This window comes from Stenotrophomonas sp. PS02301 (genome assembly GCF_029959485.1).
Classification (GTDB): Bacteria; Pseudomonadota; Gammaproteobacteria; order Xanthomonadales; family Xanthomonadaceae; genus Stenotrophomonas; species Stenotrophomonas maltophilia_Z.
Genome location: NZ_JASCOO010000017.1, coordinates 1 through 22,621, shown reverse-complemented (window position 1 = coordinate 22,621; position 22,621 = coordinate 1). Strand labels below are relative to the sequence as shown.

20 protein-coding genes are annotated in these 22,621 nt (G+C 66.6%); 12 read left to right on the top strand and 8 right to left on the bottom strand.

Annotated elements, in window-relative coordinates:
• Positions 1-5: 5 nt before the first annotated feature.
• The 3 genes from QMX81_RS07010 to QMX81_RS07000 all read right to left on the bottom strand — a co-directional run bounded on the left by QMX81_RS07010 (position 6) and on the right by QMX81_RS07000 (position 2,139).
• The gene (locus QMX81_RS07010) at positions 6-1,592 is read right to left on the bottom strand and encodes an SDR family oxidoreductase (protein ID WP_121041068.1); all 1,587 of its coding nucleotides are present in this window, start codon (positions 1,590-1,592) and stop codon (positions 6-8) included.
• Between the two features lie 139 nt (positions 1,593-1,731).
• Complete coding sequence (locus QMX81_RS07005) at positions 1,732-1,890, bottom strand: hypothetical protein (RefSeq protein ID WP_282260015.1); 159 nt, start codon at positions 1,888-1,890, stop codon at positions 1,732-1,734.
• 6 nt (positions 1,891-1,896) lie between these two features.
• Positions 1,897-2,139, bottom strand: coding sequence for a hypothetical protein (locus QMX81_RS07000; RefSeq protein WP_121036869.1), 243 nt, complete (start codon positions 2,137-2,139; stop codon positions 1,897-1,899).
• Between the two features lie 180 nt (positions 2,140-2,319).
• Here QMX81_RS07000 and QMX81_RS06995 point away from each other — a divergent pair, with 180 nt between their 5' ends.
• From QMX81_RS06995 to QMX81_RS06975, 5 genes are all read left to right on the top strand, one after another.
• Entirely contained in the window at positions 2,320-2,865 is a 546-nt protein-coding gene (locus tag QMX81_RS06995) for a sugar dehydrogenase complex small subunit (RefSeq protein ID WP_282260012.1), read from the top strand.
• Positions 2,866-2,910: 45 nt separating this feature from the next.
• Positions 2,911-4,551 (top strand): GMC family oxidoreductase, encoded by a 1,641-nt coding sequence (locus QMX81_RS06990; RefSeq protein WP_282260008.1) that lies wholly within the window; start codon positions 2,911-2,913, stop codon positions 4,549-4,551.
• Positions 4,548-5,945: a c-type cytochrome gene (locus QMX81_RS06985; protein WP_282260006.1), complete on the top strand. Its 1,398-nt coding sequence runs from the start codon at positions 4,548-4,550 to the stop codon at positions 5,943-5,945. The genes QMX81_RS06990 and QMX81_RS06985 overlap by 4 nt, the downstream gene beginning before the upstream one ends.
• Positions 5,942-7,213, top strand: a complete 1,272-nt coding sequence (locus QMX81_RS06980) for a carbohydrate porin (protein ID WP_282260003.1) — start codon at positions 5,942-5,944, stop codon at positions 7,211-7,213. Before QMX81_RS06985 ends, QMX81_RS06980 begins: the two co-directional genes overlap by 4 nt.
• Before the next feature lie 82 nt (positions 7,214-7,295).
• Positions 7,296-7,586, top strand: a complete 291-nt coding sequence (locus tag QMX81_RS06975; RefSeq protein WP_282259996.1) for a hypothetical protein — start codon at positions 7,296-7,298, stop codon at positions 7,584-7,586.
• 60 nt (positions 7,587-7,646) lie between these two features.
• Here QMX81_RS06975 and QMX81_RS06970 read toward each other — a convergent pair whose 3' ends face one another.
• On the bottom strand, positions 7,647-8,894 hold the full coding sequence (locus tag QMX81_RS06970; RefSeq protein WP_282259994.1) for an arsenic transporter: 1,248 nt from the start codon (positions 8,892-8,894) through the stop codon (positions 7,647-7,649).
• 157 nt (positions 8,895-9,051) lie between these two features.
• On the opposite strand from QMX81_RS06970, the gene QMX81_RS06965 reads away from it, so the two are divergent.
• Complete coding sequence (locus QMX81_RS06965; protein WP_282259992.1) at positions 9,052-9,408, top strand: YkgJ family cysteine cluster protein; 357 nt, start codon at positions 9,052-9,054, stop codon at positions 9,406-9,408.
• A 29-nt stretch (positions 9,409-9,437) separates the two neighbouring features.
• On the opposite strand, the gene QMX81_RS06960 is transcribed toward QMX81_RS06965, so the two are convergent.
• The 4 genes from QMX81_RS06960 to QMX81_RS06945 are packed head-to-tail and all read right to left on the bottom strand — an operon-like array spanning position 9,438 to position 14,092.
• Positions 9,438-10,550, bottom strand: coding sequence for an ABC transporter permease (locus QMX81_RS06960; RefSeq protein WP_152153148.1), 1,113 nt, complete (start codon positions 10,548-10,550; stop codon positions 9,438-9,440).
• Entirely contained in the window at positions 10,547-11,734 is a 1,188-nt protein-coding gene (locus QMX81_RS06955; protein WP_121036861.1) for an ABC transporter permease, read from the bottom strand. Before QMX81_RS06955 ends, QMX81_RS06960 begins: the two co-directional genes overlap by 4 nt.
• Positions 11,731-12,747 carry an efflux RND transporter periplasmic adaptor subunit gene (locus tag QMX81_RS06950; protein ID WP_121036860.1) on the bottom strand — a complete coding sequence of 339 codons (1,017 nt, stop codon included), beginning with the start codon at positions 12,745-12,747 and terminating at the stop codon, positions 11,731-11,733. The genes QMX81_RS06955 and QMX81_RS06950 overlap by 4 nt, the downstream gene beginning before the upstream one ends.
• Entirely contained in the window at positions 12,740-14,092 is a 1,353-nt protein-coding gene (locus tag QMX81_RS06945; protein ID WP_282260069.1) for a TolC family protein, read from the bottom strand. Before QMX81_RS06945 ends, QMX81_RS06950 begins: the two co-directional genes overlap by 8 nt.
• Positions 14,093-14,259: 167 nt before the next feature.
• Here QMX81_RS06945 and QMX81_RS06940 point away from each other — a divergent pair, with 167 nt between their 5' ends.
• The 6 genes from QMX81_RS06940 to QMX81_RS06915 all read left to right on the top strand — a co-directional run bounded on the left by QMX81_RS06940 (position 14,260) and on the right by QMX81_RS06915 (position 22,584).
• Positions 14,260-14,457, top strand: a complete 198-nt coding sequence (locus QMX81_RS06940) for a hypothetical protein (RefSeq protein WP_282259986.1) — start codon at positions 14,260-14,262, stop codon at positions 14,455-14,457.
• A 347-nt stretch (positions 14,458-14,804) separates the two neighbouring features.
• Entirely contained in the window at positions 14,805-15,824 is a 1,020-nt protein-coding gene (locus QMX81_RS06935) for an alpha/beta hydrolase (RefSeq protein WP_282259984.1), read from the top strand.
• On the top strand, positions 15,824-17,443 hold the full coding sequence (locus QMX81_RS06930; RefSeq protein ID WP_282259982.1) for a D-aminoacylase: 1,620 nt from the start codon (positions 15,824-15,826) through the stop codon (positions 17,441-17,443). Before QMX81_RS06935 ends, QMX81_RS06930 begins: the two co-directional genes overlap by 1 nt.
• 37 nt (positions 17,444-17,480) lie before the next feature.
• A complete protein-coding gene (locus QMX81_RS06925; protein WP_282259980.1) occupies positions 17,481-18,923 on the top strand; it encodes a serine hydrolase in 1,443 nt (480 codons plus the stop codon).
• Positions 18,924-19,108: 185 nt separating this feature from the next.
• On the top strand, positions 19,109-20,107 hold the full coding sequence (locus QMX81_RS06920) for a dipeptide epimerase (protein WP_121036855.1): 999 nt from the start codon (positions 19,109-19,111) through the stop codon (positions 20,105-20,107).
• 224 nt (positions 20,108-20,331) lie between these two features.
• Positions 20,332-22,584, top strand: coding sequence for a TonB-dependent receptor (locus QMX81_RS06915; protein ID WP_282259976.1), 2,253 nt, complete (start codon positions 20,332-20,334; stop codon positions 22,582-22,584).
• Positions 22,585-22,621 lie beyond the last annotated feature (37 nt).

The following is a 22,621-nucleotide window of genomic DNA, read 5'->3' as shown; positions in this document are numbered from 1 at the left end:
TGCGCTTACCAGTCGGTCGGCGCGTAGTCCTTCAGGAACTGGCCCCAGACATGTTCGCCGGTGTTGAACCCGTGGATGATCGGATCAACGATGCGCGCAGCGCCGTCGACGATATCCAGCGGCGGATGGAAGCGCTCTTCCTTCACCTTCTTGGCCGCGATGTCCGCCGGATCCTCGTCGGTCACCCAGCCGGTGTCCACACTGTTCATGTGGATGCCATCGTTCTGGTAATCGGCGGCCGAGGTGCGCGTCATCATGTTCAGCGCGGCCTTGGCCATGTTGGTGTGCGGGTGGCGGGTGGTCTTGAAGTTGCGGTAGAACTGCCCCTCCATCGCCGAGACGTTGACGATGTGCTTGTCACGCTCAGGCGTGCGCAGCATCAGCGGCTTCAGGCGCGCATTGATGATGAACGGCGCGATGGCATTGACCAGCTGGGTTTCCAGCAGTTCCACCGACGGCACTTCGGCCATCAGCATGCGCCAGGAGTTGCGACCGCGCAGATCCACCTGCTGCAGGTCCTGATCCAACCGGCCATCCGGGAACAGATGCTGCTGGGCGACCAGCTCGTCCTCCAGCAGCGGCACCTGCGACAGCTCGGCGGCACGGGTCAGGCCATTGGCGGCATTGAAATCACGCCCCTGGACCACCGGCAGCGCGGCCGAGGCGGTGGTGCCGAGCAGTTCGGCACTGCGCAGGCCCTCGTAATCGCCGATCAGCTTGCGCAGCGTCTCGGGTACCTCATGCAGCGCGGCGGTTTCGCCGGCCATCATGTGCGCATAGAACTGCGGCGGGCGGCGCACGGTCTGGCAGGCGTTGTTGATGATGAAATCGAGGCGCGAACGGGTGGCCAGCAGTTCGTTGCAGAAGGCCTCCACGCTCGGGGTGTGGCGCAGGTCCAGGCCGTACACCTGCAGGCGGTGGCCCCACACGCCGAAGTCCGGCTCTTCGGCGTAGCGCGCGGCCGAATCCCGCGGGAAGCGCGTGGTCACGATCAGCTCGGCACCGGCCCGCAGCAGCTTCAGGCCGGCCTGGTAGCCGATCTTGACCCGGCCGCCGGTCAGCAGCGCGACGCGGCCGGTGAGGTCCGCCGTCTCGGTGCGCTTGACGAAGTTCAGCTCGGCACAGGCCGGGCACATCTGGTCATAGAAGTGGTGCAGCTGGGTGAACTTCTGCTTGCAGACATAGCAATGGCGCAGTTCCGGGGAATGCACCGGTTCCGGCGTGGCCGCCGCATTCTCGCCGTTGGAGGCGTCATGCAGGCCGGCCGCGTGCGGCGGGAAATAGTTCGGGGTGCTGAACACCGGCTTGCGGCGCAGGGCGCGGATACCGGTCTGCGCCAGCAGCGCCTCGGACTTGGCCACCTTTTCCTGGTGCCGCGCCTTGGCCTGCTGCTTCAGCTTGGCCCGGCGGGCCTTGGGCTCGGGGTGATACACCTTGGCCACCACCTGGTGCAGGCGCACGCGGTCTGCTTCGGGCAGCGTATCGAGCACGCTGCGGTCGGCTTCGATGGCCTCCAGCAGGTCCAGCGCGGTGCGCAGGCGGTCGGTCAGGGGCAGGTCGTCGTCGGCAAGGGGCAGGGCAGTGGTATTCAATTCGGATCCGGAAAGCAGCAGGAAGACAGGCATGGGCCGCCGCGCGACGGCCCCTGATGGGGGCATCCGCCAGCAGCCGGGGGCATACGGTGGGTGGCTATTGTCCCTGATCCTGAGTCTGCTTGCTTTCCCGTTGCCATCAACCTGAATGGAGAAAGCGTGTGCGGGCCCATTTCAGGGTCACACCGTTCCGCTTGCCCTTGGGCACCAGCTTCAGGCCCTCCGGATCAAGGGTCAACGTATAGACCTCGTCGCCGATCTGGACTTCCCGGCGGAGTGGTTTATCGAGTGGCGTCATGACGTGCTACGGCTTCGGCGGCGATTCGCGCTTCGGCTCCGCACCGGTCCCGGTGCCATGCCCGGAGTCCTGCTGTTCGGAGGCGGCTGTACCACTGCCGCCCCCGGGCACGTTACGGGCGGGCTCACTGCCTGCCGCCGGGGCAGGCTGCTCGATGGTATCGGCGTGCTTGCCCTGATCGGTAGGCTCGGCCTGATTGCAGGCCGACAACGCCATCGCCGCGAGGGCACTGAACAACAGGGTTCGCATGGCAACTCTCCGGAACTGAGACTAGCCCGCGTTGTAGCGCTGATTCCGTGCGCGGTGCGTGAGTCATCACTTATCACTCCGTGATGACAGACAGGGGGAGTAGCCTTGTCGCCGTCGAAGCTTAGCCGTTCCGTGGTCTACGGGCGGGGAGCCGGCGTGTTACGGAGCAGAGTTCACATCATGAGTATTCCCGAGGGATTGGACGAGCATCGTCGGGGGCAAGGCCTCACACGACGAGGCTTCCTTCTTGCGGTCGGTTCGGTTTCACTGCTCGCAGCCTGCCGTGACAAAGCGCCTGCCGTTGCAGCGCCAGCCGCAACAGCGCCCGCGGCCAAGACCGACACCGCCTTCCTCGAGCTCTCTTGCGCGCTGACCGGTAAGACCGATCTGGACCCGGCCACGGCCGACCGGATCGAGCAGGCGTTCGCCCATCTTCAGCCCGAGCTGCATGCGCAGTTCCCCACCCTGGTCACTCTGGCAGGGCAGGTGACTGGCGCACAGGCGCTGATCGCGGCGGCGGGCGACGCGAAACCCGCCGCTTTGGCCGTCATCACCGCGTGGTACACCGGCACCGTGGGCAAAGGCGTGCACGCCGTGACCGTGTCCTACCGCGATGCACTGATGCAGCGCTGCGTGGATGACGGTCTTTCACCACCGACCTACGTCCAAGGCGGCCCCGGCTGGTGGACGGCTGAGCCGCCGGCCCCGATTCGAGCACGCGCCTAAGTCCGCGCGGCCATCTCTCTTCTGTTCTAGATCTGGATTCCTCTCATGAAAGCTCCGGTTTTCCGTGATGGCGATGCCGATGCCGACGTCGTGATCGTCGGTTCGGGCGTCGTCGGTGCATTGATCGCCCACCAGCTGGTGCGCGCCGGTAAATCCGTGCTTGTGCTCGAAGCCGGGCCGCGCCTGAATCGCGCCGACGTGGTCGAAAACTGGCGCAACGTCAGCTTCGAACGACGCATCGGCAGCGATTTCCAAGGCCCGTTCCCGCAATCGAAATTCGCGACGGCGCCACTGTATTTCCCCGCCAACGATTACGTCGGCCTGACCGGCCCCGATGCCAGCAGCTTCCATCAGGGCTTCATCAAGGCGGTTGGTGGCACGACCTGGCACTGGGCTGCCTCCTGCTGGCGCCATCTTCCGGTCGATTTCAAGATGCAGTCCGCCTACGGGGTCGGGCGCGATTGGCCGATCAGCTACGAGGACATCGAGCCGTATTACTGCCGCGCGGAGGAAGCCATGGGCGTCTCCGGGCCGAACGATCCCGCGCAGCAGAGCCCTTCGGAGCGCTCCAAGCCGTACCTGGCCGACATGATTCCGTGGGGCAACGGCGACAAGGTATTCGCCGAGGTGGTCAATCCGCACGGCTACAACCTGGTGCCGATTCCGCAGGGGCGCATGATCAAGCCTTGGAACGATCGCCCCGCGTGCTGTGGCAACAACAACTGCCAGCCGATCTGCCCGATCGGGGCGATGTACAACGGCGTCCATACCGTGCAGGCCGCCGAAGCGCTGGGCGCCAAGGTGCTGGCCGAAGCGGTGGCGTACAAGATCGACACCGATGCGCAGAACCGTGTCACCGCCATCCACTGGTATGACAGCGACAAGGTCAGCCACAAGGCCACCGGCCGCAGTTTCGTGATCGCCTGCAACGCGCTGGAAACGCCGCGACTGCTGCTGCTGGCCGCCAACGAACAGAACCCGAACGGCATTGGCAATTCGTCCGACCAGGTCGGGCGCAATATGCTGGACCACTCTGGCTTCCACTGCTCCTTCATCGCCGACCGCCCGATCTGGCTGGGGCGTGGCCCGGCGCAGTCCAGCTGCATGGTCGGGCCGCGTGACGGCGCGTTCCGGTCGGAGTATTCGGCGACCAAGATCATCCTCAACAACATCAGCCGGGTGGCGATCGCCACCGACCAGGCACTGAAGATGGGACTGGCCGGTGAGGCGCTGGACGCGGAGATCCGACGCCGCGCGATCTACGGGGTGGATCTGTCGATCAGCCTGGAGCCGCTGCCCGACCCGAGCAACCGGCTGACGCTGTCCACGACCCGCGTCGATGGCCATGGCCTGGCCTGCCCGGACATCCATTACTCGCTGGGCGACTACGCGCGCAAGGGCTACGACAAATCCTGCGAGCAGCTGCGGCACATCGGCACGCTGTTCAACGCCGAAGAGTTCGTGATCACCACGGCGCTCAATGCCAACAACCACATCATGGGCTCGACCATCATGGGCGCGGATCCGCGCGATTCCGTGGTCGACGGCGATTGCCGCGCGCATGATCACCCAAACCTGTGGCTCCCAGGTGGCAGCGCGATGGTCTCGGCCAGCGTCGTCAACAGCACCCTGACCATGGCCGCGCTGGCCCTGCGCGCGGCCGATGCCATCGAGCGTGCCGTATGAAGGCCTTTCTGCTCATCGCATTGGGCCTGTTGGCTGGCGTCAGCCACACTGCGCGCGCCGATGACACCATCGAACGTGGGCGCTACCTGTCCGTGGCCGCGGACTGCGTGGCGTGCCATACCAGCCCGAAGCAGGGCAAGCCCTACGCCGGCGGTTACGCGATCGCCTCGCCGCTGGGTGAGATCTGGGCGAGCAACATCACTCCGTCCAAGTCCCACGGCATCGGCAACTACACGGAGGCCGATTTCGCCCAGGCCGTACGCGAAGGTGTACGCAAGGACGGCGCCCACCTCTATCCGGCGATGCCGTACACCTCCTACGCCAAGCTGACCGACGAGGACATCCACGCGCTGTACGTCTATTTCATGCAGGCGGTCGCACCGGTCGATGAGGAAGCACGTGCCACCGAACTGCCATTCCCCTTCAGCGTGCGCTCGTCCATGGCGGTGTGGAATCTGCTTTTCCTGGACAAGACCCCGTTCAAACCGGATCCGGCACAGAGCGCGCAGTGGAATCGGGGTGCCTACCTGGTGGAAGGGTTGGCGCACTGCTCCAGCTGCCACAGTCCACGCGGGTTGATGATGCAGGAGGTGGGCGGTAAAGCCTTCGCCGGTGGTTCGCTGGGCGATTGGTATGCGCCCAACATCACTTCGCACCCGATCAGCGGGATCGGCGGGTGGACCGATGACGAACTGGCCCAGTACCTGAAGACCGGCCGGGTTGAGGGCAAGGGGCAGGCCGGTGGCGGTATGGCCGAAGCGGTGACGAACAGCCTCTCCAAACTGCGCGATGAAGACATCCGTGCCATCGTGACTTACCTGCGCACCGTGCCTGCCGTGGCCGACAAGGACGCCACGCGTGCGGCCTTTGCCTGGGGTGACCCCACCGCGGCGCCGGGCGAACAACCGGTGCGTGGCACCAATGCCCCCCTGGCCTCCGGTGCAGTGCTGTATTCCGGGCTGTGTGCAAGCTGCCATGGCCCCAAAGGGGAGGGCAGCAAGGACGGCTATTACCCCTCGCTGGTGCACAACAGCACCGTCGGCATGACCCGGCCGCAGAATCTGGTGGCCACCATCATCGGCGGCATCGACCGCGAGGTGGACGGCCAGCACGTAGTGATGCCGCACTTTTCGGAAGGCTCGTACGTGCAGGCGCTGAGCGATGCCGATGTCGCGGCGGTCGCGAGCTATGTGCGGACCAGCTTTGGGCCCGGTGACCAGGTCACGGAAGCCCAGGTCGCGCTGATCCGCGATGGCGGTGAGAAACCGCTGCTGGCCAAGATCGCGCGCCTGTGGCTGCCGCTGCTCATCCTCGGGCTTGCGGCGTTCGTGGTGGTGATCCTGATGGTGCGACGCGCCTGGAAGAAACGCAGGCTGCGGAGGGCCTCGACATGAAACACACCCCTTATCTGATCAGCCTCGGGCTGATGGCGATCGCCGCCAGCCTACCGGCTTGGGCCGCCGCCAGCGATGCGCCCACGCCCAAACCGGTGGACACCATTGCCCAGACCCCGCTCAGCGCGGACTGGGCGGCCCGGATCTGGCTGCAGGACCGGGGCGTGACGCCGAGCGCCCGCATCGTGATTGCCACGGGCGTCAACAGCGACGGCTACAAAGGCACCGGCTGGTCCACCGCCGAGCACGTTGATTTCGGTGCCATGATCGATACCGGCAAGGCCTTCGGCTTCGACGGCACGATGCGGGTGGTGTTCTCCGACCGCTTCGGCAATGCGGTCAATGACCGCTCGACCGGTTCCTACGTGCAGAACCAGGCGTTCTATGGCCAAGGGCAGAACCTGCGCTTCAACGAACTCTCCTACGAGCGCTGGCTGCTGGACAAGCGGCTGAGCCTGAAGGGCGGCTTCTACTCGATGGGCAACGACTTCGGCGGCTTGCCGTACACCTGCAATTTCAACAACAACGGCCAGTGCGGGCATCCGCTGGGGCCGATCTACAGTTCCGGCTGGCTGGACAACCCGACCGGCCAGTGGGGCATGCGGGTGAAGTGGGCCGATCCCTCAGGCTGGTACGCACAGACCGGCATTTACGATGTCGTGCCGATGCGAAAGCAGGAGGGCAGTGGCTTCCGCGTGTCCGACCGCGGCAAGACCGGCCTGTTCCTGCCCGTGGAAGTGGGCTACAGCCACGGCAACACCGGCGAGCATTACGGCGGTACCTACAAGGCCGGCTACTACCTGGATACCTCCAACGCCGACGACATCGGCAATCCGGCCGCGCCGCGCGCTTCGCATCGCAGCGGTTCGTACATCCAGCTGGCGCAGCGCGTGCTGAAGCCCGAAGGCGACACCGTGCGCGGCCTGTCGGTATTCGGCGTGGCCACGCGTGCCGATGCCAAGACCGGACTCATGCGGTATTCGTGGGAAGCCGGCCTGAGTTGGCGCGGTGTGGTGGCCTCACGCGAGGATGATGTGCTCAGCCTGGCGTGGACCCGGCTGGACATCTCCGACCGCCTTGCCCAGTACCAGCGCATCACCGGCAAGGACGTGCAGAGCAACGAGCAGTTCGTGGAGCTCAATTACGGTGTGCAGGTGACCCCGTGGCTGATCCTGCGGCCTGCGGTGCAGTATGTGGCCCGGCCGGGGGCGTATGAGAGCCGGCCGGACAGCTGGGTGTTCACGCTGCAGGCGCAGGCGACGTTGTGATCACGCGGGACGGTCGTCCAATGCACGCACGCTCCACATCCGGGTGCCTAAAGTGATGCCCACACCATCGAGGCTGGCACGCGTGAATCCGCAGACGACCGTTTCCCCACCGTTTCCCCGCCGCGCGATGCCCGACAGCTGCCACTTCGACCTGCTGGATGTGAGCGCGCTGCAGGATCCCTGCAGCGGCCGCATCGTTCACCTGTATTCGATGGTGGCGCGCTGCCTGTCGTGTGAGGTGATCTTCAAGGCGCAGGAAGGCGCTGGCTTTGTCAGCAACGCGGCCGCGCGGGTACTGCGTTGCCCCACCGGCTGCGGCGAGCAGTCGCTGAAAGCCGCCACCCTGCGCCAGTGGGCGCCGAACGCCGCCTGAGACGGATGTAGCGTCACGGCAGCCCGACGACACGGTTGCACCGTTAGCGCATCAGCATCGCTACAGCAGCAGCAACGCCGCGATCAGCGCCGGCGGCATCACCAGTACCCCCAGTTTGAAGAACTGCAGGGCGCTGACGTTCTCGCCCTCCCGCCGCAGCGCGACCAGCCACAGCATCGTGGCGAGCGAGCCGGTGACCGACAGGTTCGGCCCGAGATCCACGCCGATCAGCAGCGCCGCGCGCGTCTGCGCCGGCAAATCAGCCATCTGCCCCAGTGATCCGGCGACCAGCCCGATGGGCAGGTTGTTGGCCAGATTGCTCGCCATGGCGGCGGCAATACCCGCAGCCCAGCCGGCCTCGCTCGGCGAGGTTCGTGCGAGTGCTTCCAATGCATGCGCGGCCGTGCGGATCACGCCGGTCTGCGCGACGGCTTCGACCAGCACGAACAAGCCTGCCACCAGCGGGAGCACCCCCCAGGCGACGTGCCGAAGTATCGGCATGGCACTGCGCCGCTGGCGCAGGCGAACCGCCGCCAACGTGAGCGCACCGGCGCAGAAGGTGGTCAAGCCGAGCGGGCCGTTCATCGCCGAGGTCGCCAGCAGCACGATGCCGGTGAGCCCGATACCGATGGCGCACAGGCGACCGCCCTCGGACAGGGCGCGGTGCTCGATCCGCTCCGCCAGCGGGTGCGCGATCTCACGGCGCTGAGCCAAACGCAGCACCAGGTACGTCATCAAGATCGCGGCCAGCGACGGCAGACTGAACTGCCGCAGCCACTCCGGCAGCGAGGGCATGTGGCTGCCGAACACCACCAGGTTGGCGGGGTTGGAGATCGGCAGCACGAAGCTGGCTGCGTTGGCGATGAACGCGCAGACGAACAGGTAGGGCAGGGGATTGGCGCGGGCCGCTTTGCAGGCCGCGTAAACCGCCGGTGTGAGCACCACGGCGGTGGCGTCGTTGGAAAGGAAAATGGTCACCAGCGTGCCGACCAGGAAGACCAGGTCAAACAGGCGCCGTCCAGACCCCTTGGCATGCTGGACGGCATACATGGCCAGCCAGTCGAACAGGCCTTCGTGACGCGCCAGCTCGGCCAGCACCATCATGCCGATCAGGAACAGGTAGACATCGCCGCCTTCAGCGACCGCCGCGATGGCCGTGGGGATGGGCACCAGCCCGGTCGCGACCAGCAGCACGGCAGCGCCCAGTGCCCAGACATACTCGGGGATCCGCCAGGGACGGAAGATGACGCCGCTGGTGGCAACGGCGGTCACTATCCAGATGATCAGGGAGGGTGTGGGGGCGTGCATGGAGGGGTTGCTTGGGCACACAGCTTGGCGAACGCGACATCATACCCAGCGGACGAGGGGATCACGCCTGCGCGCCCAGATGAAGCACCCTGGATACGTCGCGTTTGCCAACGCGTTAAAATGGCCCACCGCCGACGCCGTTCCAAGGCCCATCGCAATGCCTTACGCCACCCGCGACGCGATCCAGCGTCTGCGCGACCAGATCCCCACCTTCCGCTGCATCGTGGGGTGTACGGACTGTTGTGGCCCGGTCACCGCCTCCAGCGAAGAAGTGGCGCGGCTGCCGGTCAAGAGCGATGCCGAGCACGCTGCCGCGCTGGCGGACCTGAGCTGTCCCTATCTGGGCAAGCAGGGCTGTGAGGTCTACGAAGAACGTCCCTTGATCTGCCGCATGTTCGGGACGACTCCGAGCCTGCGCTGCCCCAACGGCCAGCGGCCGGTCTACATGCTGGATGAATCGGTGGAGAAAGAGATCCATCACTTCCTGCGCAGCACCCGGCAGGTGCTCATCTAGCAGCGCGAGGCCTCCAGCGAGGCCCAGGATCAGTTCGACCTGCGGGCACCCAGCCGCCATATCGCCAGGCCCCCGTACAGCACCAGCAGCGCGAGCAATGTCCAGAGCTCGTGGCTGACTTCACCCAGGCGGGCATCCATCTGATTCAACCGCACCATCAGGTTGATGCCGGGGGTGGTGGGCAGCAGGTGCGCCAGCGCGACCAGCGCCGGCGGCGAAGTGACCGCCGGCCAGGACAGGTTGGCCAGGAAGAACAACGGTATCGAGCAGGCGATCACGACCTGGAACGCACGCTCGCGGGTAGCGAAGAAACTGCCGACGAACAAACCGAATGCCACCGTGGCGGCGATGAACAAGGTGCCGCCCAGCAGCTGCCCGAGTGGATTGCCACCGCGCGGGTAATCCTGCACCCACGCGGTGAAACCGGCGTAATAGAGCAGCCCGAGCAGGCCGATGGCACCGAAGCCCACCGCCATGCCGGCCAATGTGGGCAGATCGAAACGCAGGCGCCGACCCAGCGCCAACCGCCGGGCGCCAAGCAGCACGCCGATGCCCATCAGCAGCGTCTGATGCACGATCAGCTCGGCCACGCCGGGCACGATGGCGCTGCCGTACCCTTCCTGCGTGTTGAACAGCGGCCGCTGCACCAACGTGATCGGCGGTGCCTGGGGTGCCCCCATGAACGCCGCCTGGGACACGGCCGCCTCGCGCGCGAACGCGGTCAGGGCCTCGGCCACGCCGCCGAGCACCCAACTGGCGCGGCCAAGGTAGGCACCGTTGCCCATCAACACCAGATAGCCGTGGCCGCCGCGCAGGACGTCCCGTTCAAGGTTGGCCGGAATCAGCAGAATGCCCTCGGCCCTGCCGGCCTCCATCTCGTCGCGGGCCTGGTCGATGCTGGCCGGCTGATCCACGATGCGTACCGTGTGCAGCGCGTCCACCCGGCGCAGCAATTCCCGACTGGTGGCGCTCTGATCATGGTCGACCACCACGATGGGCAGGTTGCTGGCCACCTGGTGGCGGTAGGCGGCCGGGTAGAAGAACGAGTACAGCACTACCGCGCCGACCATCAGCACGACGGCATAGCGATCGGTAAGCACCGTGCGCAGGGTCAGGCGCAGGCTGTCGACGAAGCGCTTCATGCACGGGTCTCGCGCGGTGCACCCGGCAGCACCGGATCGGCGTTGCGCGCGGCCGCCATCAATCGCCAGCCACCGATGCCACCGGCCACCAGCACCATCAGCAGCAGCGTGCCCAGCGGCCACAGCGAGACACTCCACGGCGCGCCCACGAACTGCTGCTGGGTCTGCAGCTTCACGTAGGCGGTCAGCGGCAGCAGGAGATTCCAGATACGGGTGAACAGCGGCGCATCGACCACCGGGAAGGTGGCGCCGGAAAACGCCAGCGCGGTGCCGATGCTCAAGCCGATCGCCGACAGTGACGTGCCCATGTCACGGGTGAGCCCGACAAACAGCAGAGCCACCGCCGCGCAGGCCAGGTAGAACAGCGGTTGCCCCAACATCAGCAGCAGGGCACTGCCGGCGATGCCGTCGCCACGGAGCAGGGCAAGGTAAAGCACCCCGAGCGCACCGTAGACCGAGAACAGCAGCACGTACGGCACGACCTTGCCGGCGATCGCCGACCATGGGGCATCGCCGAGCCATTCGCGCAGGTGCCCGTCACGCACTTCGCGCCCCAGACTGGCCGCGACCGTCAATGCCAGCCCCAGCGACAGCACGGCCGGGAACAGCAAGGGCAGCAGGAACAACTCATAGCTGCGCGCCGGGTTGTGCAGGATGTCCGACTGCACCGCGATCGGCGGCGCGCGCAGCTTGCCCGGGCCCACCTGCTTGCCGATGCGCTCGCCCAGCAGCCGCGCATTCCAGGCGCTGACCGCTTCGACGATATCGCGCACGGCCGATTGGCCGGTGGTGAGGTAGGTGGCGTTGTAGTACGCGAACACCGTGCCCTGTTCGCCGCGCAGTGCCTGCCGCGTGGCATCGCGCGGCACCAGTACGACTGCAAAGACGTCCAACCGGCGCAGCTGCGATTGCGCCTCGGCCAGGCTGGACGGCTGGCTGGCCACGCTGACGCCGGGGCTGGCATCGAGCATGCGGGCCAGCTGTCTGCTTTCCGCGCTGCGGTCCAGGTCGACGATGGCGATGGGGATATCGCGCATCACCGAGGCGGCAAACAGCCAGGCCATCACGCCCAGCATCAGCGCCGGCAGCAGGGTGACCAGCAGCAGATCGGCACGATCGCGGCGCAGGTGCTGAAGCTCGCGCTGGAACGACGCCGCAGCGCTCGCCCACACCGGCCGGCTCATCCCTGCGGCCACCCGAACAACACGCTCATCCCGGGGCGGAAGCCTTCCACCGGGGCGACCGGGCGCAGCCGGATTTCGAAGCTGCGCACGTCATACCCGGAGGACTGCCGGGTGGCACGCCACGTGGCGTAGTCACCGGCGGGATTGATGAAATACACCTCGAATTCCGCATCACGATCCAGCGCGGGCACCGTGCCACGCAGACGGGCGCCGACCTTCAGGCCCCGCATCTGCGATTCGCGCAGGTTCACCGAGACCCACATGCGGTCGATGTCGACCAGCGTGAAGACCGGGTAGCCGGCCGGCACCAGCTCGCCGATATCCGACATGCGCTTGTTGATCTCGCCGGCCACGGGCGCGCGGCCATTGACCTCCTCGCGGGCGGCGTTCACTTCGGCAACCGCGCCCTGCGCCTGGCGCACCTGACCCTGTGCGGCGCGCTTGTCCTGGTCGCGTGCGCCCGCCAGTGCCTGGTCGTACTGGGCGCGTGCGGCATTGGCCAGCTCGCGCGAGCTGCGCGCCTGGGCCAGTGCTTCGTCACGTTTCTGGCGGGTCATCACCCCTTCGTTGAAGAGGTTCTGCACGCGCTGATAGGTCGCATCGGCCAGGGTGGCACCGGCCTCGGCACGTTTCCAGTTGGCCTGCGCGGCGCGGATGTCCTCGCTGCGCGCGCCTTCATCGGCTTTGTCGGCCACCGCACGCGCCGCTTCGAGTGCACCGTGCGCCTGTTCCTCCTTGGCAGCGACTTCCGGGCTGTCCAGCACGAACAGCACCTGACCGGCGGCGACCCGGTCACCCTCGCGTACCTTCAGCTCGGCCAGCCGGGCGGTGATCTTCGCGGCCACGTTGATGGTGTCGGCGTCGGCCATGCCCTGCAACTGTTCGGCCGGGGTGCGCCAGGCCAGCCACAGCCCGACCACCACCACGATCGCCAGCACCAGCCCGATGAGGAGGCCGACCTTGCGTTTTTTCGGCGGCGGCGCGTCGGCCGGTGCCTGCAATGTGTCATTCATGCGTGATCACCTCGTCGCCCCGGCGGCGGAATTCTTCATATCGGTCCATCTGTCCACTGATCTCCAACAGCTGGGCCAGCGCCACGTCATATTGATAGGCAGCCTGTGCGCGTTCCACCTGCGCGCCGCCCAGCCCCAGGCGTGCATCGATCACATCCAGCGAGGTGGCCTGGCCCTCGCGGAAGGCCAGCTCCTGCAGGCGCAGGTTTTCGCGGTTCTGTTCGATGCTGCTGTCCAGCAGCAGGTACTGCTGGCGGGCGGTATCCAGTTCGTACCAGGCCTTGCGCACGCCCAGCGTCACCTGGTTCTCGGCCTCGCGCAGGCCGGCTTCGGCCTGATCCTGCTGCGCGCGGGCGGCGCTGATCTGGGCGGGGCGCGAGGTGGGGGAGAGGAAGGTGTACTTCAGGCCGATGCCGAATGCCCAGTCCGGGTCGGTGAGCATCTCGTCGCGGCGGCGGAAATCGTACTGGCCGAACAGGAAGATGGTTGGCTTGAGCTTGGCCTGCTGCACACGCACGCCTTGTTCGGCCTGCGCCACCACGGCCCGCAGCCGGGCAATCTGCGGCTGCCGGGCCTGTGCATCGCGTTCGAAGGTGGGCAGCGCACCGATCGGCGCGCGATGCACGAACAGAGGCGACAGCGGCCGGACTTCACCGCCGCTGCGCAACAGCGTGGCCAGTGCCGCTTTCAGGGTCTGCAGATCATTCAGCGATTTCTGATACTCGCGCTCGGCCTTGTCGCGGGCCACGTTGGCCTGCAGCCGCTGGGCGCGGGTGGCGAAGCCCTCGCGTTCCAGCTTCATCGCATCATCAAGGTGACGCTGCAGCCCATCGCGCACCTCGCGGCGCACGTCTACGGCCTGCTCGGCAAGACGCTGGCCGAAATAGGCCTGGACCAGCTGCACGCTCAGCGACTGGCGCTGCGATTCGCGCTCGGCGCTGGCCTGGTCGGTCGCGCCTGCCGCGGCCTGCTGGGCGGCAGGGATCAACCCACCGGTGTACAGCGGCAACACCGCCGTGACCACCGGGCGGGTGCGCCAATCGCGCTCGGTGAACTGCAGCGGCGAGTCGATACCGAACGCCTCGGCCACCGGGGCCAGCGAACCGAGGGGCAGGGTCAGCGTCTTCTGGAACTGCAGGCGGCGCACTTCACCGGTGATCTCCGGCAGGCGCAGCAGCCGGGTGGCGTCCTGCAGGTCCTGCTTGTTGCGCACCGACGCGTCCGCGGCGGCCAAGGCATCGGAGACCTGCTCCAGCCGCTGGTGCGACTGTTGCCAGTCCAATGCCGGGATTGCAGCGCCGTCGGGCGCGACCTGGGCGGCTGCAAACGCACTGCAGAGGATCAGGGGGAGACTGGTAAGTCCTTTTAACGCGCGCGTTGGCGGCCATTGCCGGCTCACGAGGGGGCAGCTCCATGGGGGTGTGACGGCAAGAGGGTAGTGTGCGCCGCGTGAAGTGCGGGTCTTCACACATGTCGGTACCCTTGTTGTCTTTGCCCATCAATGGACTGACCGTGGACAAGCGCTACATCACTGCAGGCACGTTGGCCGTCATTATCTACCTCGCCGCCACAACTGCATCGGCACAGCCCATGTTGGACGAGAGCTGCACCGTGGCCAATGCCCGGGTCAGCCTGGCTGAACTGCATTGCAAAGCGGAGAACGCCAACGCGTGCGGATGCCGGTGGCCGGTCGTATCCGGATGCCGGTGAAGTTCGAGATCGGCGGGCGGCAGAGGCCCGTCGACACCATGCACCTCCCGGCGATTCCGCCCGCCGAATAAGGCGATCAGCCCGGCATTGATACCGCCATCGTCTTTGCCCCCGTGCGATCTGCGCGCTCAACCTCGCCCCAAACGACCGCGGGGTGGCGCACCGCACATTGACAATTCTCCCATCAGGACGTTTATATCCCATTCGGGATGATTGCCTGCCGCATGGGTCAGTCCTCCCTTGAACGCTCCCCGGGCCGGATCCGCGGGGCGGCACGCGCTTCAGTACGCCATTCAAGAGAGCACGACATGACAGCAGTAAAGGGTTGGCGGCGGTTTTGGCGATGGGTGAAGTGGATCCTGCTGGGTCTGCTCGCGCTCGTGATCCTTCTCACCCTGGTCGGGGTGGTGTACGAGGCGCTGGCGCGCCGCAATGCAGAGGTGGACCACCCGCTGCGCGGCCAGATGGTCGATATCGGCGGACGCCAGATGCATATCGAGTGTCGCGGCAGTGGCACCCCGACCGTGATCTTCGAGTCCGGCCTCGGCACGGGCGGCACGATGGACTGGACCCGGGTGCACGACCGGATCGCCGGCTTCACCCGCGCCTGTGCCTACGACCGCGCCGGCATCATGCGCAGCGATGCCAAGGACACCCCGCAGCGTGCGTCGGCCGTGGCCGAGGACCTGCATGCCCTGTTGAAAGGCGCGGGCATCACCGATCCGCTGGTGCTGGTCGGCCACTCCATCGGCGGGCCGTACATCCGCACCTATGTGGGGCGCTACGGCGAGCAGGTTGCCGGGCTGGTGATGGTCGACCCCTCGCACCCGGATCAGATCGCCCGGCTCGGCAGTGTGGTGAGCATCGATGTCCACCCGAAGAAGGTGTCGCTGTTGATGCATACGGCCACCACACTATCGCGGACCGGCCTGGTGCGCTTCCTGTTCTCGCGCGCCGATCATGGCCCACGCCCGAAGGATGAGGCCGCGGAGATCACTGCCTTCTCCAGTGCCTCGGTCACGGGCGCGACCGCTGAACTCGACGGCTTCGACAGCACCATGGACGATGCCCGCGCGGTCACGTCGTTTGGCGACCGCCCGGTGATCGTGCTGACCGCGTTGAAACCGTTCAAGCCCGACGAGCTGAAGAAGATGGGCCTGACGGCGGAGGAGGGCGCGCGGTTCAAGCAGGAATGGCGCACCCTGCATGCCGAGCAGGCAGCCCTGTCCAGCCGTGGGCAGCAACAGATCGTGAGCGATTCCGGTCACTACATCCAGATCGATCAGCCTGACCGCGTCGTGGATGCGGTTCGCGAGGTCGTGGATGACGTGCGTGCGCAGGCGCGCACCGACAAGGAGATGAAATGATGAAGCGCACCCTGCTCTGGGCGGGCGTATCGATGCTGTTCGCCGCCAATGCGGCCGCCGCCGACTATGACCTGGTGATCCGCGGTGGACGCGTCCTCGACGGCGCCGGCAATCCGTGGGTCCGTGCCGATGTGGCGGTCAAGGAGGGGCGCGTGGTCCGGGTGGGTCAGGTCCCCGGGCAGGGCACCCGCGAGATCGACGCGACGGGGCGCTATGTGTCGCCGGGCTTCATCGACATGATGGATCAATCCGGCGCGGCGCTGCTCAAGGATGGCGCGGCGGAGAACAAGCTGCGGATGGGCGTGACCACGCTGATCGGCGGCGAGGGCGGACCGCCGGTGCCTGCGGCGGGCATGCCGGGCTACTTCAAGCAGCTTGAAACCCAGGGTATCGCGGTCAACTTCGGCACGTACTACTCCTCCACCCAGGCCCGCGTGCATGTCATGGGCGATGCCGCCGGTGCGCCGACCAGCAAGCAGCTGGATGCCATGGGCGAGCAGGTGAAGATCGCGATGGAGGCCGGCGCGTTCGGTATCTCCAGCGCCTTGATCTATGCACCCAGCAGCTTTCAGAGCACCTCGGACCTGGTCTCGCTGGCCAAGGTGGCCGCGCAATGCGACGGCTTCTACGCCACGCATATGCGTGATGAGAGCGAGGGCGTGGTCAAGGCGATCGAGGAAGCGATCGAGATTGGTGAGAAGGGCGGGGTCAAGGTGGAGATCTTCCACTTGAAGGCTGCCTATGCGCCGGAGTGGGGCAAGCTGATGCCGCAGGCACTGGCGACGATCAATGCCGCCCGCGACCGTGGCGTCGATGTAGCCGCCGATCTGTATCCGTACACCGCCGGCGGCACCGGGCTGGAAATCATCGCGCCGAGCTGGGTCTGGGCCGACGGGCTTGAGAAAGGTATCGAGCGCGTGCGCGATCCCAAGGTGCGCGAGCGCATGAAGAAGGAGGTCGCCGCCGGTTCGATGCCGGGCTGGTCGAACCTGGTGCATGCATCGGGTGGCTTCCAGAACGTGCGCCTGGCCAACAGCTTCAGTGACAAGTACCGTCGCTTCCATGGCAAGACGCTGGCCGAGATCGGTGCCGAGCTGAATCTGGATCCGGCCGATGCGGCCTGGGACATCGCGCTTGAAGGGCTGCCCAACCGGGCGGTCGCGCTGTATTTCATGATCAGCGAAGAGGATGTGCAGCTCGCGCTGCGCCAACCCTGGGTCAGCATCGGCAGTGATGCCGCCGCGGCGGTGAACTACGGCAGCGACGGTGCCATCGGCCTGCCGCACCCGCGCGCGTACGGCACTTTCCCACGCATCCTCGCCGAGTACGTCAAGCGGCGCCATGTGCTGACGCTGGAAGACGCGGTCCGCAAGATGACCAGCTGGCCCGCACAGCGGATGGGGTTGAGCGATCGCGGGTTGATCCGCGAGGGCATGCGCGCCGATATCGTGCTGTTCGATCTGGACACGCTGGACGATGTGGCGAGCTGGGATGCGCCCGCCGGCGCGCCGACCGGCATCGAAACCGTGATCGTCAACGGTGTGGTGAGCTTCGAGGGCGGCAAGCACACCGGCGCCCGGGCGGGCTCTGCGCTGCGCCACCCATGCCGCGCGCGGTGATCCACGTGCGCGCCTCAACAGACACAGGAAACACCTCATGATCCGACACGCCTCCGGCTGGAGTCTTCTCTCTCTGGCGCTCGCCGCCTCCGCGCCGGCACTGGCCGCCGCACCACCGATCACCAGCGCGGAGGATCTGGGCACCGCGGTCTCGGCACAGATCGCCTGCGCCGGCATTTTCGTGGCCAACCGCGCTGAGGCCGACGTGCTGCGCGATGACATCCACGCACTGGCGCCGTTCACCAGGACGGTGGCGCTGGCGGTCGATCGCAAGGCAGGCACGGTCACCGCCTCCGCGCCTGGTACGGCCACCCGGACGGCGTTGCATCGCCCGGCGGTCGGCTGCACGCTGACCACGGGCGACGTGCCGCTCACCGCGCTCAAGGCCCAGGCGGCCCAGCTCACGCCACTATCGCCACTGGCGGCGCGGCCGTGGCCGCAGGGCGACCGCCCGGTGCCGGCGCTGCAGGCCGCCGCAGAAGCGAAGCTCGACCGTGCCGCACTGGACGCGGCCGTGAGTGCGGCCTTCGATGAGCAGAACGTGGGCGGTTACCCGGACACCCGTGCGATCGTAGTGGTGCAGGGTGGGGCGATCGTTGCCGAGCGTTACGCGCCCGGCTTCAACCAGAACACCCGCATGCTGGGCTGGTCGGCCACCAAAAGCATCATGGGCACGCTGGTTGGCCTGCTGGTGGATGACGGCGTGCTCAAGCTGGATGACCCCGCTCCGGTGCCGGAATGGAAGGGCGAAGCCGATCCACGTGGCGCGATCACACTGCGCCAGTTGCTGACGATGTCGAGCGGGTTGGCCTTCGTCGAGAGCTACAAGCCCGGCAACGAATCGATCAAGATGCTGTTCGAAGCCGGTGACATGGGCGCGCTGGCCGCCGCGATGCCGCTTGAACATGCGCCAGGCACGCACTGGAGCTATTCCTCGGGCACGACCAACATCCTGTCGCGGATCGTCTTCGAGGCCACCGGCGGCACTCTGGAGGGCATGACCCGATTTGCACAGACACGGTTGTTCGAGCCGGCCGGCATGCGCAGCGCGCTGATCGAGCCGGATGAGTCCGGTGTGCTGGTCGGCAGCTCCTATGGATATGCAACGGCGCGGGATTGGGCACGCTATGGGCTGCTGCATCTGAACCACGGCGAGGCCGGTGGCAAGCGGCTGCTGTCGCCGGAATGGCTCCAGTTCGCGGTGACGCCCACGCCGGCATCAACGCGCCCCTCCTACGGCGCGCAGCTGTGGTTGAACCGGCCCGCGGCTGCAGAAGAAGGTCGAAAGGTGCTGCAGGACGTGCCACCCGATGCCTTCATGGCGATGGGCCACAACCATCAGATCATGGCGGTGATTCCTTCGCAGGATGCGGTGATCGTGCGTCTGGGCTGGACGCCGGAAGGGCAGAAATTCGACTGGAACAAGTATCTGTCGCAGATCGCGGCCGCACTTGCACCGGCCCCGGTACCTGCGAAGTAATCCGTAACGCGTCACGAGGGAGGGGGCGCCGGACACGGCGCCCATTGACAGTTCTCTTTACGGAGAACTAATGTCTCAATGTGAGAATTACTCACCTTGAGGCAGGGAAACCAGATGTACTCGATCAAGCTGTTGGCAACGCCCGCTGTGGCGCGTGACGTGGCCGCATCCGGAGTGAACGCCTGATGGCCCGCCTCACCCTCGGCATCGCGGTTGACGCGCTGCGCCTGGCCGCGCCGTTCCGCATCGCCAGCCACGTCTTCGACAGCCGGCTGGCCTGCCTTGTCACCCTGGATGACGGCACGCACATCGGCCGCGGTGAGGCGACCGGCGTCTATTACCTGGGCGAAGACATCGAGACCATGCGCATCCAGCTCGAAGCGGTGCGTGATGCCATCGAGGCACACCCCACGCGCGAGGAACTGCGCACGATCCTGCCAGCCGGTGGCGCACGCAACGCGGTGGATGCTGCCCTATGGGAGCTGGAATCGAAGCAGGCGGGCAAGCCCGTCTGGGCGCTTGCCGGGCTGCCCCCGCCGCGGCCGCTCCCCACGACCTTCACGGTCGGCGCCGATGAGCCGGCGGCCATGGCGGCCGCTGCGGTCGCGTATCGCCAGGCGCGTTCGATCAAGGTCAAATTGACCGGTGATCTCGACCTGGACATCGCACGCGTCGCAGCGATCCGTGCCGTGCGCCCCGAGGTATGGCTGGGGGTCGATGCCAATCAGGGTTACCAGGTTGGCGATCTCGAGCGGCTGGTGGCTGCGATGGTGGACGCCGATGTGGCGCTGATCGAACAGCCACTGGCCCGCGGGCGCGAGGCCGATCTGGATGGATTCGTGTCGCCGATTCCTCTGGCCGCCGATGAAAGCGCGCTCACCCTGGCCGATGTCGACGGCCTGAAGGGTCGCTTCAACGTATTCAACATCAAGCTCGACAAATGCGGCGGCCTGACCGAGGCGCTGCTGATCGCCGCCGCGGCACGCGAGGCCGAGCTGGGCGTCATGGTCGGCTGCATGGTCTGCAGCAGCCTGGGCGCTGCGCCGGGCTTCGTGGTCGGGCAGTTGTGCGATCTCGTCGACTTGGACGGGCCCACGTTCCTCAAGCAGGACCGCACCCCCGGGGTGCTCTATCGCGACGGCACGATCTGGTGTGACGAAGCGGTCTGGGGCGCTGGACGCTGAGGTTCGGGGCGCGCCTGGCGCATGAATTCATGTCAATGCTGCGACGCAGGATTGACAGTTCTCTGAACAGGACTATTGTGTCCTACATGGGCTTACACATAGCCATTCATCCCAGGAGCGTCACTGCCAGGCCGGCCCCCACCCCAGCACGACGGGGTGCCCTGACTGCCGCATTCCGTGCCCATTGCCGTGGGCGTCCAGCTTCGCTACCGAGGTCTCATCACATGAGTCACTGTTCGCTCCGAATGAACGCGTTGTCGCTGGCCTGCACTGCAGGCATCCTGGCCCTGGGCTGCAGCGCCACGGCACTGGCACAGGTCGCCGCCGAGAACCCCAACCGCGACGACGTACATACGTTGGGCACCGTGACCGCGACCGCGCAGAAACGCGTGGAGGTGGTCACCGATATCCCGATGTCGATCAGCGTCATCAGCGAAGAGCAGCTCGACCGCCTCCAGGTCAACAACATGAATGACCTGGCCGGGCTGGTTCCCGGCCTGCAGATCACCAGCCTCGGTGCGCCGGGCCGCTCGACGATCTCGATCCGCGGCATCACCCCGATGGGAAACACCGCCGCGACCTCGATCTACGTCGACGACGTGCCGCTGACCGCCAATGGCTCACTGTCCGGCGCCACCTCCGGCATGTTCGACCTGCTGCCGTACGACGTGCAGAACGTGGAAGTGCTGCGCGGCCCGCAGGGCACGCTGTACGGTGCCAGTGCACTGGGCGGCGTGGTCAAATACGTGACCAAACGGCCGGACCTGGAGTACTTCTCGGGCCGCGCCGGCGCCACGATGCGCGTTGTCGACGATGGCGGCCGGGTGGGCCATTCCGAGCGCGCCGCCGTCAATGTGCCGCTGGTGAAGGGTCAGCTGGCCCTGCGCGCCAGCTACGCCGAGCAGACCAGTCCGGGCTGGATCGACAACAGCGTCCTGCATCGCCGCGACACCAACGATGTGTACCAGAACGCCGGCCGCCTTTCGCTGCTGTGGAAGGCCTCCGATACGGTGGACGTGCTGCTCACCGCGATGCGCCAGGAAAACAAGGGCGACAATTTCGCGACGGTCGCGCTCGACCCGGCCACCTTCAAGCCGAAGCTGCCCGGTTACTCGAACGAGTATCTGTTCCTGCAGCCGAGCACGATCAAGTACGACGTGTACGGCCTGACGGTGGACTGGGATCTGGGCTGGGCCGACTTCACTTCCGCCAGCAGCTGGATGAAATCCAACTCCTGGCGCCTGCAGGACCAGTCGGTGGAGTACATCCCGTTGCTGGGCCAGAAGCCCGGCGTGGGCCCGGTGATGGCATACGCCGGCCTGGACACGGATATCGAACTGAAGAAGTGGACCCAGGAATTCCGCCTGACCTCCCAGGGCGACAGTCGCCTGCAATGGCAGCTAGGCGCGTTCTATACTGATGAAGATGCCGCCTACATCGAGCGCGGCAGTGCACTGAGCCCGGCGTTCAATCCGGTGCTTGACCTGTTCACCGCCTCGGTGCTGACCACGTATAAAGAAAAGGCGCTGTTCGGCAATGCCACCTGGAAGTTCACCGACCGCTTCGATCTGGCCCTGGGCGTGCGCCATGCGCGCAATGACCAGCAATTCCGCCAGACCCTCGGCGGTCCGCTGGGCGGTGACGGGGTGCAGCGGATCACCGACTCTTCGGAAAGCGTGACCACCTGGAGCGCCAGCCCGCGCCTGTTCCTGGGCGAAGACACCATGGCCTACGTGCGCGTGGCCACCGGCTACCGCGCCGGCAGCCCGAATCCCATCCTGCCGGCCGCCCCGGAGGTGCCGTCGCAGGTCAAGTCGGACACGCTGATCAACTACGAAGCCGGCCTGAAGAGCCACTTCTGGGATCGTCGTGCACTGGTGGAAGTGGCGGCCTTCCGGATCGACTGGGATGACATCCGCTTGAACCTGCTCACGGCGCAGGGCATCTCCTATGGCGTCAATGGCGGCGAAGCACGCAGCCAGGGCGTTGAATTCACCGGCGCGCTGATGCCCGTCGACGGCCTGCGCCTGAGCGGCAGCCTGACCTACACCGACGCGAAGCTGACCGCGCCGATTCCCCCGGCGCGCCCGGGCGGCCCGAACCAGGCCGAATCCGGTGCCCAGCTGCCGCAGGTGCCCGAATGGGCCGGCAGCCTGCAGGCCGACTACCAGTTCCCGACGAGCGGCGAATGGGGCTGGAGCGTCGGTGGCGCGCTGCGCTATTACGGCGAGCGTGCGGCATCGGTGGCGGCGACGCAGTCCTTCGACCTGCCCAGCTACACCACCGTTGACCTGACTGCCGAAGTGAGCAGCCAGAACACGACGGTGCGCTTCTTCGTCACCAACCTCACCAACAAGGACATCTACGTGGCGGCCGGCAGGACGATTCCTGCCGCCGGCGCGCAGCAGTACCGCCGCTGGAATGCGGTGATGATGCAGCCGCGGACCGTGGGTGTGTCGCTCGATTACAGCTTCTGATCGAGCGGGGCAGGGCGGCGCGGCACCTTCCCGGTGC

Coding starts and splice junctions, on each gene's coding strand:
- QMX81_RS07005 (WP_282260015.1), bottom strand. CDS start 1,890: ATGACGCCACTCGATAAACCACTCCGCCGGGAAGTCCAGATCGGCGAC.
- QMX81_RS07000 (WP_121036869.1), bottom strand. CDS start 2,139: ATGCGAACCCTGTTGTTCAGTGCCCTCGCGGCGATGGCGTTGTCGGCC.
- QMX81_RS06995 (WP_282260012.1), top strand. CDS start 2,320: ATGAGTATTCCCGAGGGATTGGACGAGCATCGTCGGGGGCAAGGCCTC.
- QMX81_RS06990 (WP_282260008.1), top strand. CDS start 2,911: ATGAAAGCTCCGGTTTTCCGTGATGGCGATGCCGATGCCGACGTCGTG.
- QMX81_RS06985 (WP_282260006.1), top strand. CDS start 4,548: ATGAAGGCCTTTCTGCTCATCGCATTGGGCCTGTTGGCTGGCGTCAGC.
- QMX81_RS06980 (WP_282260003.1), top strand. CDS start 5,942: ATGAAACACACCCCTTATCTGATCAGCCTCGGGCTGATGGCGATCGCC.
- QMX81_RS06970 (WP_282259994.1), bottom strand. CDS start 8,894: ATGCACGCCCCCACACCCTCCCTGATCATCTGGATAGTGACCGCCGTT.
- QMX81_RS06965 (WP_282259992.1), top strand. CDS start 9,052: ATGCCTTACGCCACCCGCGACGCGATCCAGCGTCTGCGCGACCAGATC.
- QMX81_RS06960 (WP_152153148.1), bottom strand. CDS start 10,550: ATGAAGCGCTTCGTCGACAGCCTGCGCCTGACCCTGCGCACGGTGCTT.
- QMX81_RS06955 (WP_121036861.1), bottom strand. CDS start 11,734: ATGAGCCGGCCGGTGTGGGCGAGCGCTGCGGCGTCGTTCCAGCGCGAG.
- QMX81_RS06950 (WP_121036860.1), bottom strand. CDS start 12,747: ATGAATGACACATTGCAGGCACCGGCCGACGCGCCGCCGCCGAAAAAA.
- QMX81_RS06930 (WP_282259982.1), top strand. CDS start 15,824: ATGAAGCGCACCCTGCTCTGGGCGGGCGTATCGATGCTGTTCGCCGCC.
- QMX81_RS06925 (WP_282259980.1), top strand. CDS start 17,481: ATGATCCGACACGCCTCCGGCTGGAGTCTTCTCTCTCTGGCGCTCGCC.
- QMX81_RS06920 (WP_121036855.1), top strand. CDS start 19,109: ATGGCCCGCCTCACCCTCGGCATCGCGGTTGACGCGCTGCGCCTGGCC.
- QMX81_RS06915 (WP_282259976.1), top strand. CDS start 20,332: ATGAGTCACTGTTCGCTCCGAATGAACGCGTTGTCGCTGGCCTGCACT.